The sequence below is a fragment of the Amycolatopsis ponsaeliensis genome, from assembly GCF_030182635.1.
Classification (GTDB): Bacteria; Actinomycetota; Actinomycetes; order Mycobacteriales; family Pseudonocardiaceae; genus Amycolatopsis; species Amycolatopsis ponsaeliensis.
On the sequence record NZ_JAPZLD010000058.1, the window covers coordinates 24,948 to 42,040 of the forward strand.

Sequence of the window (17,093 nt, forward strand, 5' to 3'; positions counted from 1 at the left end):
CTAGCCCAGCGAATTCTCGCAGGAGAATGGCAGAGTCCTGGCGCCCGTTGACTATTGCCAGAACCTGTCACACCGGCAGTAAAGACGCCTCGTAACCGCCAGGCTCAGCGAGCCGGGCGCTTGGCCGGCTCGCAACACCCCACCGCGCACGGCGCGCCGTTGACCGTGCAGCCCGCTGACGGGAACGGGGACAGCTTCCGCGGCGCCACCCCGTGCGTGTGCTCGCGGACCAGCTCCACCACCAGCTCCGCGAACCGCGGGTCCGAACCCGCCGTCGCCGCGCGGGCGAAGGCCATTCCGTGCTCCGCCGCTCGCTCGGCAGCCTCGTTGTCCAGGTCCCAGATCACCTCCAGGTGATCCGACACGAACCCGATCGGCGACACGACGACCCCGGCGACCCCCGACTCGTGCAGGGCGTCGATGTGGTCGACGATGTCGGGCTCCAGCCACGGCACCTGCGGCGGCCCCGACCGCGACTGCCAGACGACGTCGTAGTCCGAGATGCCCGCCTCGGCCGCCACCAGGCGGGCCGCCTCCGCGATCTGGCGGGAGTACCGGCCGCCGCCCTCGGACGGGGGGCCCGACGCCCGATCCGCGCTCGAAGGGACCGAGTGGGCCGTGAACACCGTGCGGATGCCGGGCGCGTCACCCAGCGACGCGTGCGCCGCGCGGACGCCGTCCGCCACCGCGGAGACGAACAGCGGGTGGTCGAAGAACTGGCGCAGCTTCACCAGTTCGGGTGCCTCGGAGCCGACCGCCGCGCGGGCGCGCTCGATGTCCTCGTCGTACTGGCGGCACGCCGAATAGCCGCCGTACGCACTCGTCGGGAAGACCAGGATCCGCTTCGCACCTTCGGAAGTCAGCGCGGCCAGCGTGTCCTCGACCATCGGGTGCCAGTTGCGGTTGCCGAAGTGCACCGGCAGGTCGATGCCGGCGGCCGCGAGCTGCTTCTCGACCGCGGCCATCGCGTCGCGGTTCAGCTTGTTGATCGGCGAGACACCGCCGAAGTGCCGGTAGTGCTCGGCGACCTCGAGCAGCCGCTCCCGCGGCACGCCCCGGCCCTTGGTGACGTTCTCGAGGAACGGCATGACGTCGTCAGGCCCTTCCGGACCGCCGAACGAAAGCCACAGCAACGCGTCGTATCCCACCCCGTCATCTTGCCGATGTGGCGGCCCGCACGCTGACGCGGGCCCGTTATGAATCGACCAGTCCAAAACTCTGGTACGGTAGCGGCCATGGCGAGGCCACGGGAGTTCGACGAGACAGCCGCCGTCGAGAGCGCGATGCACGCGTTCTGGACCCGCGGCTACGAGGCGACGTCGACGCAGGACCTGTGCGAGGCCACCGGACTCGGACGCAGCAGCGTCTACAACGCCTTCACCAGCAAGCGGGCCCTGTTCGAGCGGTCGCTCGCGCACTACAGCGCGCGCGGGCTCGCGGGCCGGAAAGCCGTCCTCGACGGCCCGGGCACCGCCGCCGAGCGCATCACGGCAATGTTCGGCGCGCTCATCGAAGAAGAGCTGACCGAAGGCCGGCGCGGCTGCCTGGTCGTGAACACCTTCACCGAACTCGGGACACCCGAAGACGGCGTCGGCACCGCGCTGAGGAAAGACACCGAGAAGCAGCTCACCCTGCTGACCGAGTGCGCACGAGAAGGCACCCTCGACGGCAGTCTCCAGGACGGCCGCACCCCGGCCGACGTCGCCGAGTTCCTGCTCAGCACCATTTCCGGACTCCGGGTCATGTCCCGCCGCGGCGCGAGCGCCGAGGCCATGCACGCGGTCGCGGACCTCGCCCTGTCGGCGATCACCCGATAGTGAACCCCGCTCGGGACTGAACGCTGCTCGCATTTTGTACTGACCGATACACAACCAAGGAGAACTCCGTGCCCCTGGCCGTCTTCGTCCTCGGGCTCAGCGTCTTCGCGCTGGGCACGTCCGAGTTCATGATCACCGGCCTGCTCCCCGGCATGGCCGCCGACCTGGGTGTCGGCATTCCCGACGCCGGCCTGCTGATCTCCGCGTTCGCCATCGGCATGGTCGTGGGCGCGCCGCTGCTGGCGATCGGCACCCTGCGACTCCCCCGCCGCCGGACGCTCCTCGCGCTGCTCGCGGTCTTCTTCGGGGCGCACGTCGTGGGCGCGCTCTCCACCGGGTATGCGCTGCTGTTCGCCACGCGGGTGATCGCCGCGCTTGCCTGCGCGGGCTTCTGGGCCGTCGCCGTGGCGACGACGATCGCGCTGGTGCCCGTCGAGCGCCGCGGCCGCGCGATGGCGGTACTGGTCGGCGGGCTGACCGTGGCCAACATCGCCGGCGTCCCCGCCGGGACGGTCATCGGCCAGCACGCGGGCTGGCAGACGGCGTTCTGGGCGGTCGCGGCCGTGACGCTGCTGGCGGCGGCCGGAGTCGCCGCGCTGGTGCCCGAGACGACCGGCGGCGGGATGAGCGTCCGCACCGAGCTGCGGCTGTACCGGCGCGGCCGGGTCTGGCTCGCGCTCGGCGTGATCGCCTTGTGCCAGGCCATGATCTTCGCCGCGTTCAGCTACCTCGCGCCGCTGCTGACCGAAACGGACGGTCTCCCGGAGGCGTGGGTGCCGGGTGTCCTCGCCCTGTTCGGCGTCGGCGCGCTCATCGGCATCACGGCCGGCGGGCGGCTGGCCGACCGCCACCCCTTCGCCACGCTGTACGGCTGCATCGGGCTCGCCCTGGTGTCACTGCTCGTCCTGGCCCTCACGACCGACGCGGGCGTCGCCGTGGCGGCCGTGCTCGTCTTCGGGGCCGCCGGGTTCGGCGCCAACCCGGCGCTGAACGTCCGCACGTACGCCGTGGCCGGGAACGCGCCGACGCTCGTCGGCGCCAGCACGACGGCCGCGTTCAACGTCGGCAACACGATCGGGCCGTGGCTCGGCGGGGTCGCGATCGGGGCCGGTCTGGGCTTCCCGAGCGTGGCGTGGACGGGCATCGTCCTCGGCGCCGCGACCCTGGCCGCGCTCACGGTCGCGGTCGCCGTCCAGCGGAACGACGACCGCGACCGGGAACCGATCGCCGTGTGAGGCTCAGATGCCGAGGAAGTGGACCCCGCCGTCGACCATGATCATCGAACCGGTCGTGGCCGGGAGCCAGTCCGACAGCACCGCGCAGACGCTCTTCGCCACCGGGTCCGGGTCCGTGCTGTCCCAGCCGAGCGGCGCGCGCTCGCCCCAGCCGTCCTCCAGGTCGACGAAGCCCGGGATGGACTTGGCCGCCATCGTCTTCATCGGGCCCGCGCTGATCAGGTTGACGCGGATGCCCTGCGGCCCCAGCTCCTTGGCCAGGTACCGGTTGACCGACTCGAGCCCGGCCTTCGCGACGCCCATCCAGTTGTAGACCGGCCACGCGACGCGCGCGTCGAAGTCCATGCCGACGTACGAGGAGCCGCGGCCGAGCAGCGGCAGGCACGCCTTCGCCAGCGACATGTACGAGTACGTCGAGACCTCGATCGCGGTCTTGACGTCCTCGGCCGGCGCGTCGAGGAACGGCGCGCCGAGGCAGGTCTGCGGGGCGAAGCCGATCGAGTGCAGCACGCCGTCGAGGCCGTCCACGTGCTCGCGGACGCGGTCGGCGAGGGAGTCGAGGTGCTCCTGGTCGGTGACGTCCAGCTCGATCACGGGCGCCACTTCGGGGAGCCGCTTCGCGATGCGCTCGACCAGCGACATGCGGCCGAAGCCGGTCAGCACCACCTTCGCGCCTTCCTCCTGCGCGGTCTTGGCCGCGTGGAAGGCGAGCGACGCGTCGGTGATTACGCCGGTGATCAGCAGGCGCTTGCCTTCGAGCAGTCCGGGCACGGGTCCTCCAAGTCTTGGTTCGGGATAGTGAGAGAAAGTCAGTGGCCGAGGCCGAGGCCGCCGTCGACCGGCAGCACCGCGCCGTTGACGTAGCCGGCGTCGTCGGAAGCCAGGTAGCGCACCGCGGCGGCGATCTCGGCCGGCTCGGCGTACCGGCCGGCGGGCACCTGGGCGAGGATCGCCTTCTTTTGGTCCTCGGTCAGCTCGTCGGTCATGTCGGTGTTGACGAAGCCGGGCGCGATGACGTTCGAGGTGATGTTGCGGGAGCCGAGCTCACGCGCCAGCGACCGCGCGAACCCGACCAGGCCGGCCTTCGACGCCGCGTAGTTCGCCTGGCCGGCCGAGCCGGAGAGGCCGACGACCGAGGAGATGAAGATGAACCGGCCCCACTTGCCGCGCAGCATGCCGCGAGAGGCGCGCTTCGCGACCCGGTAGGCGCCGGTCAGGTTGGCGTTGATGACGCGCTCGAACTGGTCCTCGCTCATCCGCATCAGCAGCGTGTCGTCGGTCAGCCCGGCGTTGGACACCAGCACCTCGACCGGGCCCTGGTGCTCCTCGACGAGCTTGAACGCCGCGTCGATCTCCTCGGTGTCGGTGACGTCCGCCTTGACGCCGAAGAGGCCTTCGGGCGCACCCGAACCACGGTGCGTGACGGCGACCCGGTGCCCCTGCTCCGCCAGGTCCCGGGCGATCGCCAGACCGATGCCCCGGTTGCCCCCGGTGACCAGAACCGACCGTCCCACAGTGTTCTCCCTCTTCGTCGACCGTGCGCTGATGTCGGGCACGAGGCTATCGGCAGCGCCGCCGCGTCGCGCACCCGCGCCCGGAGTGTCCGCGACCGTCCTAAGCACGTGTTAGGAACTGCCCTCCGACCTTGCTGGTTACCCGCTGGTTGGTCACCGTGAGTCGCAACACAGGAGGTCGACGATGACAACCCGGATCAGCTCCGCGACCACGGGGACCGTGAGCGAAAAGCGCGTGATCGGCAACGTGCTGCGCGGCTCCATCGGTAATCTGGTCGAGTGGTACGACTGGTACGCCTACGCGGCGTTCACCACGTACTTCGCCAAGTCTTTCTTCCCGACGACCGACACGACGGCGGCCTTCCTCGGCACCGCCGCGGTGTTCGCGGTCGGGTTCCTCATGCGCCCGCTCGGCGGCTGGATGCTCGGCCGGTTCGCCGACCGCTTCGGCCGCCGCAGCGCCCTGGTGCTTTCGGTCACGCTGATGGCGGGCGGCTCGCTGCTGATCGCCGTCACCCCGAGCTACAGCACGATCGGCCTGGCCGCGCCGATCCTGCTGCTGGTCGCCCGGCTCATCCAGGGCCTGTCCGTCGGCGGCGAGTACTCCACGTCGGCGACCTACCTGTCCGAAGTGGCCACTCCCGGCAAGCGCGGCTTCTACTCGAGCTTCCAGTACGTGACGCTCTACGGCGGCCAGCTGCTGGCCCTGGGCCTCCAGCTGATCCTGCAGGGCCTGCTCACCGAACAGCAGCTCACGTCGTGGGGCTGGCGGATCGCGTTCGGCGTCGGCACGGTGGCCGCGCTCAGCGTCATGTGGCTGCGCCGCGGCATGGACGAGTCCGAGAGCTTCACGAAGGAAAAGGCCGACGAGGCGTCCGGCGAACGCGGCACGCTGCGCGCGCTCGCCAAGTACCCCAAGGAGATCGCGCTCGTCGTCGGGCTGACCCTCGGCGGCACGGTGGCGTTCTACACCTTCGCCACCTACAGCCAGAAGTTCCTCGAGAACACCGCCCACATCCCGCGGCGCACGGTCACGATCATCCTGTTCTCGGCGATCCTCCTCGCGGCGATCCTGCAGCCACTTGCGGGCAAGCTGTCCGACCGGATCGGCCGCCGCCCGCTGCTGCTGTTCTTCGGCATCGCGGGCACGCTCCTGACCGTCCCGATCATGACGGTGATGGGCTCGACCCGGAACCCGGTCGGCGCGTTCTTCCTCGTCCTGGCCGGGCTCGTGGTGGTGGCGGGCTACACGTCGATCAACGCGATCGTGAAGGCCGAGCTGTTCCCGACGAAGATCCGCGCCATCGGCGTCGGCCTGCCCTATGCGCTCACCGTCGCGATCTTCGGCGGCACCGCCGAGCTCATCGCGCAGGCGCTGAAGAGCGCCGGCCACGAGTCGGTCTTCTTCTGGTACGTCGCGGGCTGCGTCCTGGTTTCCCTGATCGTCTACGGCACAATGCGGGAGACCTCGAAGACCTCCGAGCTCGAAGAACGACCCGAGCCGGTAGGCGCGGGCGAACGCTGAGAAGGGGATGGCCGTGCGCGTGCTCCTCGTCGAAGACGACGCGGGGGTCGCGGGCGCGCTCGCGGAGTCGCTGCACGCGCGCGGTCATCCCGTCACCAGCGTCGGGCGCGGGGCCGACGCCCTGCACCGCCACCGCGACGCCGACCTGGTCCTGCTGGACCTGGGACTGCCGGACATCGACGGGCTCGACGTGCTGCGGAAGATCCGCGCGGTGTCGCCGGTTCCGGTCATCGTGCTGACCGCCCGCGGTGACGAACGCTCGATCGTGCGTGGCCTGCGCCTCGGCGCCGACGACTACCTGACCAAGCCCGTCCGGCTGGCCGAGCTGCTGGCCCGGATGGACGCCGTCGTCCGGCGTGCGGTCGCCCGCGAAGCGCCGGCCGGCGACATCGTGCGCGTCGAAGACGTCGAGATCGACCTCGGCGCCCGCCGGGTCCTCGTCGCCGGGCACGACGTCGGGCTCACCACCAAGGAGTTCGAGATCCTCGCCGTGCTCGCCGCCCGCCCCGGCACCGCGGTCAGCCGCCAGCAGCTGATGGACGAGGTGTGGGGCGACGCCTACCTCGCGGTGTCGCGCTCGCTCGACGTCCACCTGACCGGCCTGCGCGCGAAACTGGACCGGCCGGGGCTGCTGACCACCATCCGCGGCTTCGGCTACCGGCTCGGCCGGGACTGACCCGTGCGCACCCGGCTGCTGGTGGTCCTGGTCGCCCTCGCGCTCGCGGTGGTCGCCGCGTTCGCCGTGCCGCTGCTGGCGTCCACCGCCGAGCAGCGCACCCAGCAGCTGGTCATCTCCCGCACCGCCGACGTCGACCGGTTCGTCGTGCTGGCCCAGCAGGCCGTCGACACGCGCGACCCGGCCGCGCTCGCCGCCGACGCCGCTCGCTACGCCGAGCTGTACGGCGAAGGCGTCGTGATCGTCGACGCCCGCCGCGCGCCGCTGGTGCAGGCCGGCGGGCTGACCGCGGCCGACCCCGCGGTGCACGCCCTGGTCGAGGCGACCATGCGCAACGAGCCGGCGCCGCAGGTCGACCGGCTCGGCCCGTGGTCGGCCGGACCGGCGTACTTCGCGCGGCCGGTCGGCACCGGCACCCGGGTGTCCGGCGTGGTCGTGCTGCGGGCGTCGGTGACGGCGGCGGCCGCGGACGTCGCCACCCGGTGGGGCACCATCGGCGCCGGGGCGCTGCTGGTCGCGGTGGTGTTCGTGCTGCTCGCCGTGGTGCTGGCCCGGTGGATGGTCCGGCCGCTGCACGAGCTGGAGACCGGCGTCCTCGCCGTCGCCGCCGGGCACCGCGCGCACGTCCCCGAACGCACCGGGCCGCGCGAGCTGCGGGTGCTGGCCGGCGAGGTCAACCGGATGTCCGAAGCCGTGCTCGAAGCGGCCGACCAGCAGCACCGGCTGGTCGCCGACGCCTCCCACCAGCTGCGCAACCCCATGGCGGCGCTGCGGCTGCGCGTCGACTCGCTCGCCGGCCGGGTCGAGGGCGACGAGGCCACCTACCGGGCGACGGTGGCCGAGGTGGAACGCCTCGAGAAGCTGCTCGACGGGCTGCTGGCCCTCGCGCTGGCCGAGAGCACCGCGACGCGGGTCGCGGCCGGCGGCGCGGACGAGTCGTGCGACCTCGCCTCCGTGCTCGCCGAACGCGTCGACGCCTGGCGCCCGTCCGCCGACGACGCCGGTGCCACGCTCGTGCCGCCGCCCGGGCACGACGAGCCGGTCACCGTGCGCTGCCCGGAAGGCGAGCTCGCGCAGATCCTCGACGTGTTGCTGGACAACGCCGTCCACTACGCCGGCCGCGGCGCGAAGATCACCACGGACTGGGAAAGCGGCGTCTCGACGGCGACCCTCGTCGTCCGCGACGACGGGCCCGGACTGTCCACTGAGGACCGCGCGCGGGCGACCGAGCGGTTCTGGCGCGCCGGTGGCGAAGGCGCCCCGCGCGGGACCGGGCTCGGGCTGGCCATCGCGCACCAGCAGGTGCGCACCCGCGGCGGGACGCTCGAACTGCGCCAGGCACTCCCCCGCGGGCTCGAAGTGCGCGTCACGCTGCCGCTGCGGGAGGTGCCGCGATGACGCTCACCCGCCGCACCGCCCTGCTCGGCGGCCTCGGACTGGCCCTGGCCGGCTGCTCGACGTCCGCCTACGGCGGTCCCGATCGGACGGTCACCATCGCGGCCGGCGAGCGCGGCGGCTTCTACCTGGCCTTCGCCGAACTGCTGGCGGCCGAGCTGAGCCGCGCCGAGCCGCGGCTGCACGCCACCGCCGTGCCGACCGAGGCGAGCGTCGCCAACGTGGACCTCGTCCGGCGCGGGCAGGCCGACCTCGGGCTGGTGCTCGCCGACGTCGCCCAGACGGCGCTCCTCGGGAACGCGCCGTTCGCGGGGAAGGTGCCGCTGCTCGCGCTCGGCCGCGTCTACGAGAACTACCTGCAGCTCGTGGTGCGGGCGGACGGCCCGGTGCGCCGCCTCGCCGACCTCGCTGGGCGGCCGGTGTCGCTCGGCGCGGGCGGATCCGGCGCGGCCCAGCTCGGCGAACGGCTGTTCGCGAAGGCCGGGGTCGCGGTCGACGCCCGGCACCTGCTCTTCGACGACGCCGTCCAGGCACTGGCCGGCCGGCGGGTCGACGCGATGCTGTGGTCCGGCGGGGTGCCGACGCCGAAGCTCGCGGACCTCACCCGCACGACGCCGATCTCGCTGCTGCCGCTCGACGCCGTCGTCCCCGCGCTGCGCGCCGCCTACGGCCCGGTGTACGACCAGGTCCAGGTGCCCGACGGCGCGTACCGCGGGGTCGGGCAGCTGGGCACGATCGGCGTGGCGAACCTGCTGGTCTGCTCGCCCACGTTGCCTGACGACGTCGCCGCGGCGATCGTCCGGCTGCTCGTCGAACGGGCGACCGACCTCGTGCCCGCCGAGGCGGTCGGCACGCAGTTCCTCGACGTGCGGACGCTGATCGGCACGCAGCCGGTGCCACTGCAGCCGGGCGCGGCGGCCGCGTACCGGACGCTGCACGGCTGAGCGCTAGATTGGGCCGGTGACCGAACCCCGCCCCCCGATCGCCGAAATGCCGCTGCGCGTGCGCTACCACGAATGCGACGGCCAGGGCATCGTCTTCAACGCCCACTACCTGGCCTATGTGGACATGTGCTCCTTCGAGGCGGAGAAAGCGCTGTTCGGTTCGCACGACGAGTTCCTGGCCAACCGCGTCGACGTCGTGGTGGCGGAAGCGAACCTGAAGTTCCGCTCACCGGCCCGGTACGACGAGGACTTGGTCGTTTCGCAGTACCTGAACCACCTCGGCACGACGTCGCTGATCTTCGACTTCGAGATCCACCGCGGCGAGGCCCTCGTGGCGGCGGCGACCGTCCGGTACGTGTTCATCGACCCGGCCACCCTGCGCCCGGCGGCGCCGCCCGACGCGGTCCGCAAGGTGTACGCCGCCCTGCTCGGAGACTGAGCCGTGTTCCGCATTCTCTTCTACCAGCCCGAAATCCCGCCGAACACGGGCAACGCGATCCGGTTGACGGCGAACACGGGGTGTGAGCTGCACCTGGTCGAGCCGCTGGGGTTCACGCTCGAGGACAAGCAACTGCGCCGGGCCGGGCTCGACTACCACGACCTCGCGCGGGTCCAAGTGCACGCTTCGCTGCCCGCGGCTTGGGAAGTGTTGCTGCCGGCCAAGGTCTACGCGTTCAGCGCGTCGGCGACGCGGCTGTATACGGACGTCGCGTACGCGCCCGGGGACGTGCTGCTGTTCGGGCCGGAGTCGGCCGGCCTGCCCGCGGCAGTCCAGCAGGCACCGGAGGTGACCGACCGCGTGCGGCTGCCGATGCTGCCGACCAGCCGGTCGCTCAACCTGGCCAACACGGCGGCGATCACGGTCTACGAGGCGTGGCGCCAGAGCGGCTTCGCGGCCGGGTGATCACCGTCCGGTAGGTTCGCCGGATGCGACAGCAGTTCCTGGGGGCGCTCATCGGCGCCGCGTTCGGCACCGTGTTCGTCCTCGTCAACTCCGGCGACCCGCTGCCGCCGGCGATCGCCTGGGTGCTGCGCGCCCTCGCGGTGCTCGCACTGGCGGCGGTGGTGGTCCTCGGCGTCCGCGCCGGCGGCCGCCCGACCCTCGAGGGACGGCCGATGTTCGGGCCGAGCTACCGGGTGATCGTCATCGGCGAAGTGGTGCTGCTCGTCGCCGGGTTCTTCGTGCTGAGCCTGCTGGACGCGCCGGTGCAGGCGAACGTCGCGTGGATCGCGACTATCGTCGGGCTCCACTTCGTCGCGCTGGCTTCGGCGTGGAAGACGCGGTCGATCCTGGTGGTCGGCGTGGTGCTGACCGTGCTGGGTGTCGTCGGCCTGGCCCTGCTCGGCAGCGCGGCGCAGTGGGTCCCGTTCGTCAGCGGCGTCCTCTCCGGAGTCACCCTTCTCGGCGGCAGCCTGTACGGCGTCCGCCGGGAAGGGTGAACCTCACGGGAGTCTCTGGCCGTAGAACAGGCTGGCCGCCGCGCCCAGCATGAGGATCAGCGTCCCCACCACGACCCACGGCTTGCTCGCGTCGGCGTCCTTCAGCTCGTAGCCGATCTGCTCGCCGAGGTCCCCGTACACCTTCTTCAGCTCTTCGGCGCTGGCCGCCTTGTAGAAGTCGCCGCCGGACAGGCGGGCGATCTCGCGCAGGGACTCGTCGTCCACGCTGACCGGCTGGGCCTTGCCGTCGATGTCGACCGACCCGTGGGTCGTGCCGAACGAGATCGACGAGATCGGCACGCCCGCCTGCTTCGCCGCCTGGGCCGCCGTGTAGCCGCCGCGGGCCGCGTATAGGTCCTCGGGCACTGTCTGCTTGCCGTCGGACATCAGCACTATCCGCGCCGGTGGCGGGCCGTCGGCTCCGCCCACCACGCTGGAGAAGCTCTCCACCGACTGCAGGGCCGCGAAGATGCCCTCGCCGGTCGCCGTGGACTGGGCCAGCTTGAGGTTCTCGATCGCCTTGATCACGCCGTTGCGGTCGGTGGTCGGGTTGACCAGCACCGTCGCCGTGCCCGCGAACGAGATCAGGCCCAGGTTGATCCCCGGGGTCATGTTCCGCGCGAACTGCGTCGCCGCGTCCTGTGCCGCCTTCAGCCGCGTCGGCGCGACGTCGGTGGCCTCCATCGACAGCGACACGTCGATCACCAGCATCACGGTCGCCCGGTTGCGCGGGACCTTCTGCTCGGCGGTCGGGCCGGCCAGCGCCACGGTGAGGATCAGCAGCGACAGCACGATCAGCACCGCCGGCAGGTGCCGCACCCAGCCCTGGCTCTTCGGCGCGACCTTCTCCAGCAGGGCCAGGTTCGCGAACCGCATGGTCCGCTTCCGGCGGGCCCGCTGAGCCAGGACGTACCCGATCGCGACGGCCGCGACGGCGATCAGCAGCAGGAACCACCAAGGCGCGCTGAAGCCCGTCAAACTCACGCCACACCCCCGGACCAGCGCCGCTTGCGGGCGACGACGAACCGCACCATGTCGGCGATCCAGTCGGCGTCGGTGCGCAGCGTCAGGTGCGCCGCACCCGCGCGCCGCAGGCCGGCCGCCACCGTCTGCCGGTGGGCGTGGGCCGCGGCCCCGAACTCCTTGCGCAGCAAGGCCGACGCATGCACTTCGCGCTGTTTCCCTGTCTCCGGGTCGGCCAGCACGACGGTGCCCACCTCGGGCAGGTCGACGTCGCGCGGGTCGAGGATTTCGATCGCGATCAGTTCGTGGCGGCCGCCCAGCGCCCGCAGCGGCCGCTCCCAGGACGTGTCGCCCAGGAAGTCGGAGATCACCACGGCCAGGCCACGACGGCGCGGCGGCCGGCGCAGCGCCTCCAGCGCCTCGGCGAAGTCGCCGCGCGTGCCCTCGGCCGCCCGGGGCGTCTCGGCCAGCCGCCGCACCAGCCCGCGGGCGTGCGCCAGGCCGCCACGCGCCGGGATCCGGGTCGTCTCGGCGCCGGTGGAGATCAAGCCGCCGATCCGGTTGCCGCCGCCCCCGGTCAGGTGCGCGACCGCCGCGACCGCGCAGACCACCAGGTCACGCTTCTCGCACAGCGCCGTCCCGAAGTCGAGGCTCGCCGAGAGGTCGGCGACGACCCACGTCTCCAGCTCGCGATCGGCCACGGTCTCGCGGATGTGCGGGGTCGTGGTGCGGGCGGTGACCGCCCAGTCCATCCGGCGGACGTCGTCGCCGGGCTGGTACGGACGCGCCTCGCCGGGCTCGGACCCCGGCCCCGGCACCAGGCCGAGGTGGTTGCCCTGCAGCAGCCCGTCGAGCCGCCGGCGGACGTCGAGCTCCAGGGTCCGGAGCCCGGCCTCCAGCCGTTCGCCGCGCAGCACCGGCGGCGCCCACGAAGGGCGGGCGCCCTTCTCGTTCTTCGCCATCGCCGGCTACCTGACCGGCGCGCCCGCCGGGACCGGGCCGCCCTGGCCGGCCCCGCCCTGCGGCCGGGCCGAGACCTGCGGCAACGGCACGGTCTGCAGCACGCGCGTGATGATGTGGTCGATCGGCACGCCGTCGGCGAGGGCGTCGTAGGACAGCACGAGCCGGTGGCGCAGCACGTCCGGCACGACGTCGACGACGTCCTGCGGCAGCACGTAGTCGCGGCCGCGGACCAGGGCCAGCGCCCGGGCGGCGGCGATGATGCCGAGGCTCGCGCGCGGCGAGGCGCCGTAGGACACCCAGCCGGCGACGTCGGCGAGGCCGTGCTCGTTCGGCGTCCGGGTGGTCAGCACGAGCCGCACCACGTAGTCGACGAGGGCGTGGTGCACGAACACCTGCGCCGCGACGCCCTGCAGCCGGACCAGCTCGCCCGGGCTGAGCACCTCGTGCGGGGTCGGCGGCGTGACGCCCATCCGGTAGATGATCTCGCGCTCCTCCTCGGCGGAGGGGTACTCGACGAGGATCTTGAACAGGAACCGGTCGCGCTGCGCCTCCGGCAGCGGGTACACGCCCTCGTTCTCGATCGGGTTCTGGGTGGCCAGGACGAGGAACGGGTCGGGCATCGGGAACGTCTGCCCGCCGATCGACACGTGCCGCTCGGCCATCACCTCGAGCATCGCCGACTGCACCTTCGCCGGCGCGCGGTTGATCTCGTCGGCGAGCACGAAGTTCGCCACGACGGGCCCGAGCTCGACGTCGAAGCGCTCGGCGCCCTGGCGGTAGATCCGGGTGCCGAGGATGTCCGCGGGCACCAGGTCGGGCGTGAACTGGACGCGGGAGAACGACCCGCCGACGACCCGGGCGAACGTCTCCACCGCCAGGGTCTTCGCCACCCCGGGCACGCCTTCGAGCAGCAGGTGGCCCTTGGCCAGCAGGCCGACCAGCATCCGCTCGACCAGGCGGTCCTGGCCGACGATGATCCGCTTGACCTCGAACACGGTCCGCTCCAGCAACTGGGCGTCCCGCGCCGGCGTGCCGGGCTGTTGCCCGTTCCCGCCCTCGGCGTAGCCGGGCTCGGTCACTCTGCCTCCTCGAAAGTTCGTGCGCCGCCCCCGCGACGGTGATCACGCGGTGCGACCGTACTGCGTCCCCCGGTCGTTCGTCCGTCCGGCACGCGGACGCGCGGGTTGCCCCGTGAGTAGCCAACACCTCCCCCGGTGTGACATCTGTGAAGCAGCCCCTCAGCGGTGGCGCTCGAGGTCCTCGGGGGTGTCGATGTCGTCCGCTTCGCCCCGTTCCGCCGGCACGTCGGCGATGCGCAGGCCGCTCAGGGTGCGGCGCAGGCCGGCGTTCTCCGGTTCCGCCGGCAGCGCGGCCTTCAGCGCGGCGACCCGCCACGCGCCGAGCAGCCACTGCCTCGCTCCGGTGGCATCGACGAGCACGGCGCCGTCACCGTCACCGATCGCGGCGACCAGGCGGTCCACTGTGGACCGGCGGACGCCGGGGAGGTCGGCGGCCAGCACCGCCACGGCCTCGACGTCGTCCGGGACGAACGCGAGCCCCGCGGCCAGCGCCGCCACCGGCCCGGTGCCGGGCACCGGTTCCCGGGTCCACACGACGTCGAACCCGGGTCGCCGCGGGCCGACGGCGACCACGCGCTCGGCGCCGTCGAGGGCGTGGATCGCGCGGGCGAGCAAGGGTTTCCCGCCCACCGACAAGGCCGGCTTGTCCACGCCGGACAGTCTGCGGGCCGCACCTCCGGCCACCACGATCCCCGCGTAGCGCATCCGGGGAGGCTAGCGGCCCGGCACGAGGTAGGTGAAGCCCGCCGCCGGGCGAACCCGGCCCGGCCGCTCATCCCCCGCGGGCAAACCGGCGAGCCGCGGACGCCAGCCGGCTTTCACCGGCCCAGCACGAGGTAGGTGAAGCCGAGCACGCCCCGGTAGTCGCGGACGTATTCGCGCAGCCGCCGGTCGAGCCAGTCCCGCACTTCCCCGGCGCGCGGGTCGTCCGGGTGCGCAGCCAGCCACTCCGCCCAGCCGGCGCGCGAGGTCGACTCGAAGTCGTCCCATTCGAGCTGGTCGGCGGTGCTGAAGTGGAGGACCCGCCAGCCGGCGGCGTCCGCCGCGTCGAGCAGGGCCGGCAGGGTCAGCATGTCCGGGCCGAAGATCTCCTGCGCCGCGGGGTTCGGCGGTGCCGCCCAGAAGCCGTCGCCGTAGAGCAGCCGCCCGGACGGAACCTTCCGCGCGAGTCCGTCGAGCGCGGCCTTCGTCGAGCCGAAGATGTGGGCGGAACCGATGCAGAAGGCCCGGTCGGCGTGTCCTTCCCAGCCGGCGGCATCCGCTTCGACGAACTCGACGGCGCGGTCCCCGGCCGCCGCCCGCCCGCGCTCGAGACCGGTCACGTCGCTGTCGACGCCGGTTCCGCGCAGGCCCGGCGTACGGGCGACGGCCCGCAGCAGCAGCTCACCCCAGCCACAGCCGAGGTCCACGAGGTCGTGGCCGGCGTCGAGGGCCATCCGGTCGAGCAGCAGCTCCGCGTGGGGCTCGGACAGGGGCGTGTTCCAGCGCATCCGGGTGCGCCGCAGCGCGTTCATTTCGTCGTCCACCGGGCGATCTTGAAGCCCGGACGCCGGGGAGTCGACCGGATTTCCGGCATACTCGGCGCGTGACCCACCCCGCCGAGCCCCGCGTCGACGCCTACATCGACGCCCTGCCCGAGTGGCAGCAGGCGATCTGCCGGGAGGTCCGCGAGCTCGTCCACGCGGCGGACCCCGAGGTGGCCGAGACGATCAAGCGCACCCGGCAGCCGTACTTCGTGCTCGAAGGCAACATCTGCGCGCTGCTGGCGGCGAAGGACCACGTCAACGTCTTCGTCTACGACGGCGGCATCGTCCCGGACCCCGAAGGCATCATCACCGCCGGGCACGACAACAAGACCGCACGCACCGTCGCCTTCCGCCGGGGCGAGGTGATCAACGCGCCCGCGCTCACCGAGATGTTCCGGCGGATCATCGCGAACAACCGGGCCGGTGGCTGGCGCAAGATCAAGCGCGAGCAGGCAGGCTCCTGACGCCGCTCAGCCGATCAGGCGGGTCGCGTACGGCATGATCCCGCCGTAGCGCACCGGTGCGACCCGGACCCGCAGTCCGGACTGCGGGGCCTCGACCATCTGCCCGCCGCCGAGGTAGAGCGCGACGTGGTGGATGCCGCCCGCGCCGCCCCAGAACAGCATGTCGCCGCGGCGCATCTGCGAGAGCGGCACCCGCCGCCCCGCCGTGTACTGGTAGCCGCTGTAGTGCGGCAGGCCCCTGACTCCCGCGAAGGCGTAGATCATCAGGCCGGAGCAGTCGAAGCCGATCTTGTTGTAGTCGCCGTAGCGGTCGGCGACACCGCCGTCGCGGATGCCGCGGGTCGGACCACTCGCGTTGCCGCCACCCCAGGCGTAGGGCAGGCCGATCTTCGACAGCGCCCGGGCGATGACCGCCTCGATCGACGAACCGGCCGGGCCCGACGGTGGCCTGCTCGCCGGGCGGCCACCGCCGCCGGACGAGCCGAGCGCGGCCTGGCGGGCGCGTTCGTCGTCCTCGCGCTGCTTCTGGGCCAGCCAGTCCTGATAGCGCTGCCGCTGGCCCTGCAGGCCGCTGACCTTGGACTGGGCCGTGTAGAGCTGCTGCTCGACGTCGGACTTGTTCTTCTCGAGCTGGGTGTTCTGCGTGGCCTGGCTGTCCTGGGCCGTGATGGCCGCGGACTGCGCGGAGTCGGCGCTGTTCTTCGCCTCGCGCGCGGCGTCCTGCTTCTGCTGCGCGATCTCGGCGGCCTTGCGGGCCGCGGAGTCCTTGTTCGCCTTCTCGGTCTGCGCCTGCTGGAGCCGGTCGAGGGCGTTGAGCCGGTCACCGCCGACGGCGTCGAGCAGCTGCGCCCGGGCCAGCATGTCCTTGGGGCTGTCGGCGCTGAGGTACGCCGAGAGCGAGCCGACCGTGCTGCCCTGCTGGAAGCTCGCGGCGGCGAAGGTCTTCAGGTCGTTGCGGGCCTTCTCGATGGCGGCGGCCGCGGCGTCCGCCTCGGTCCGGGCGGCCTTCGCGTCGTTCTCCGCCTGCGCCGCGGCGTCCTGCGCGGACTGCAGGTCGACCAGGGCCTTGTTGGCCTCTTCCTGCTTGAGCTCGACGTCGTCCTGCAGCTGCGACAGCTTCTGCTCGGCCTGGGCCAGCTGGTTGGTCAGCCGGCCGACCTCACCGGCCTTCGCGTTGGCGTCGGCCTTGCTGTTGTTCAGCTCCGAGTCGCTCGGGTTGGGCGGCGGCGGGGGCGCGGCGAGGCCCGTGCCCCCCGCGCCGAACAAGATCACCAGGACCAGGGTGCTCACGGTCAGTCCACGGCGCCCGCCCGGCACACACCAGCCCCTGCGCCGTTCCGGCACGACCGCCACCTCCGCTCACCTGCGCACATCGCGCGTCACTGCAGTCACACCACTATCACAAGCATCACCGGAAACTTACACACCGTAGGCACCAATTCCCCTTATTGAGGGACCCCCGGCGCGGATGGCGCAGCCCACACCGCGTGTCGTCTTGTCCGCCAAACAGGACGCGCGTACTGTTTGAAGCACCGCGAGGTGTGCCATCCCG

The 17,093-nt window shown here is 72.4% G+C and carries 19 protein-coding genes; 10 read left to right on the forward strand and 9 right to left on the reverse strand.

The features are described from left to right. Positions 1 to 104 precede the first annotated feature (104 nt). Positions 105 to 1,148 carry a ferrochelatase gene (locus tag QQ657_RS49005; RefSeq protein ID WP_284749314.1) on the reverse strand — a complete coding sequence of 348 codons (1,044 nt, stop codon included), beginning with the start codon at positions 1,146 to 1,148 and terminating at the stop codon, positions 105 to 107. A gap of 87 nt (positions 1,149 to 1,235) precedes the next feature. Between QQ657_RS49005 and QQ657_RS49010 the strand changes: the two genes are divergently transcribed. Together QQ657_RS49010 and QQ657_RS49015 are read left to right on the forward strand one after the other, a co-directional pair. Continuing rightward, entirely contained in the window at positions 1,236 to 1,817 is a 582-nt protein-coding gene (locus QQ657_RS49010) for a TetR/AcrR family transcriptional regulator (protein WP_284749315.1), read from the forward strand. A gap of 68 nt (positions 1,818 to 1,885) precedes the next feature. Continuing rightward, complete coding sequence (locus tag QQ657_RS49015; protein WP_284749316.1) at positions 1,886 to 3,052, forward strand: Cmx/CmrA family chloramphenicol efflux MFS transporter; 1,167 nt, start codon at positions 1,886 to 1,888, stop codon at positions 3,050 to 3,052. Between the two features lie 3 nt (positions 3,053 to 3,055). On the opposite strand, the gene fabI is transcribed toward QQ657_RS49015, so the two are convergent. Further along, positions 3,056 to 3,823, reverse strand: a complete 768-nt coding sequence (fabI, locus tag QQ657_RS49020; protein ID WP_284749317.1) for an enoyl-ACP reductase FabI — start codon at positions 3,821 to 3,823, stop codon at positions 3,056 to 3,058. Positions 3,824 to 3,861: 38 nt separating this feature from the next. Then, entirely contained in the window at positions 3,862 to 4,566 is a 705-nt protein-coding gene (fabG, locus tag QQ657_RS49025; protein ID WP_284749318.1) for a beta-ketoacyl-ACP reductase, read from the reverse strand. A 184-nt stretch (positions 4,567 to 4,750) separates the two neighbouring features. Between fabG and QQ657_RS49030 the strand changes: the two genes are divergently transcribed. Genes QQ657_RS49030 through QQ657_RS49060 form a run of 7 tightly spaced genes read left to right on the forward strand, consistent with a single transcriptional unit; the run spans position 4,751 to position 10,546 of the window. Next, a complete protein-coding gene (locus tag QQ657_RS49030) occupies positions 4,751 to 6,091 on the forward strand; it encodes an MFS transporter (RefSeq protein WP_284749319.1) in 1,341 nt (446 codons plus the stop codon). A 7-nt stretch (positions 6,092 to 6,098) separates the two neighbouring features. Next, positions 6,099 to 6,767 carry a response regulator transcription factor gene (locus QQ657_RS49035; RefSeq protein ID WP_284749320.1) on the forward strand — a complete coding sequence of 223 codons (669 nt, stop codon included), beginning with the start codon at positions 6,099 to 6,101 and terminating at the stop codon, positions 6,765 to 6,767. A 3-nt stretch (positions 6,768 to 6,770) separates the two neighbouring features. Further along, positions 6,771 to 8,165: a sensor histidine kinase gene (locus tag QQ657_RS49040; protein ID WP_284749321.1), complete on the forward strand. Its 1,395-nt coding sequence runs from the start codon at positions 6,771 to 6,773 to the stop codon at positions 8,163 to 8,165. Beyond that, complete coding sequence (locus tag QQ657_RS49045; protein ID WP_284749322.1) at positions 8,162 to 9,106, forward strand: TAXI family TRAP transporter solute-binding subunit; 945 nt, start codon at positions 8,162 to 8,164, stop codon at positions 9,104 to 9,106. Before QQ657_RS49040 ends, QQ657_RS49045 begins: the two co-directional genes overlap by 4 nt. A 16-nt stretch (positions 9,107 to 9,122) precedes the next feature. Continuing rightward, positions 9,123 to 9,545, forward strand: a complete 423-nt coding sequence (locus QQ657_RS49050) for an acyl-CoA thioesterase (RefSeq protein ID WP_284749323.1) — start codon at positions 9,123 to 9,125, stop codon at positions 9,543 to 9,545. A gap of 3 nt (positions 9,546 to 9,548) precedes the next feature. Further along, on the forward strand, positions 9,549 to 10,010 hold the full coding sequence (locus tag QQ657_RS49055; RefSeq protein ID WP_284749324.1) for a tRNA (cytidine(34)-2'-O)-methyltransferase: 462 nt from the start codon (positions 9,549 to 9,551) through the stop codon (positions 10,008 to 10,010). Positions 10,011 to 10,033: 23 nt separating this feature from the next. Then, positions 10,034 to 10,546 carry a hypothetical protein gene (locus QQ657_RS49060; protein ID WP_284749325.1) on the forward strand — a complete coding sequence of 171 codons (513 nt, stop codon included), beginning with the start codon at positions 10,034 to 10,036 and terminating at the stop codon, positions 10,544 to 10,546. Positions 10,547 to 10,549: 3 nt separating this feature from the next. Here the strand turns inward: QQ657_RS49060 and QQ657_RS49065 are convergent, their stop codons facing one another. From QQ657_RS49065 to QQ657_RS49085, 5 genes are all read right to left on the reverse strand, one after another. Continuing rightward, positions 10,550 to 11,530 (reverse strand): VWA domain-containing protein, encoded by a 981-nt coding sequence (locus tag QQ657_RS49065; RefSeq protein ID WP_284749326.1) that lies wholly within the window; start codon positions 11,528 to 11,530, stop codon positions 10,550 to 10,552. Beyond that, entirely contained in the window at positions 11,527 to 12,471 is a 945-nt protein-coding gene (locus tag QQ657_RS49070) for a DUF58 domain-containing protein (RefSeq protein WP_284749327.1), read from the reverse strand. Before QQ657_RS49070 ends, QQ657_RS49065 begins: the two co-directional genes overlap by 4 nt. 6 nt (positions 12,472 to 12,477) lie before the next feature. Then, entirely contained in the window at positions 12,478 to 13,551 is a 1,074-nt protein-coding gene (locus tag QQ657_RS49075) for an AAA family ATPase (protein WP_284749328.1), read from the reverse strand. 159 nt (positions 13,552 to 13,710) lie between these two features. Further along, positions 13,711 to 14,256, reverse strand: coding sequence for a molybdenum cofactor guanylyltransferase (mobA, locus tag QQ657_RS49080; protein ID WP_284749329.1), 546 nt, complete (start codon positions 14,254 to 14,256; stop codon positions 13,711 to 13,713). A gap of 113 nt (positions 14,257 to 14,369) precedes the next feature. Further along, a complete protein-coding gene (locus QQ657_RS49085; RefSeq protein WP_284749330.1) occupies positions 14,370 to 15,077 on the reverse strand; it encodes an SAM-dependent methyltransferase in 708 nt (235 codons plus the stop codon). Between the two features lie 59 nt (positions 15,078 to 15,136). Here QQ657_RS49085 and QQ657_RS49090 point away from each other — a divergent pair, with 59 nt between their 5' ends. After that, positions 15,137 to 15,541 carry a DUF1801 domain-containing protein gene (locus QQ657_RS49090; RefSeq protein ID WP_284749331.1) on the forward strand — a complete coding sequence of 135 codons (405 nt, stop codon included), beginning with the start codon at positions 15,137 to 15,139 and terminating at the stop codon, positions 15,539 to 15,541. 6 nt (positions 15,542 to 15,547) lie between these two features. On the opposite strand, the gene QQ657_RS49095 is transcribed toward QQ657_RS49090, so the two are convergent. Then, positions 15,548 to 16,858 (reverse strand): NlpC/P60 family protein, encoded by a 1,311-nt coding sequence (locus QQ657_RS49095; protein ID WP_284749356.1) that lies wholly within the window; start codon positions 16,856 to 16,858, stop codon positions 15,548 to 15,550. Positions 16,859 to 17,093: the final 235 nt, after the last annotated feature.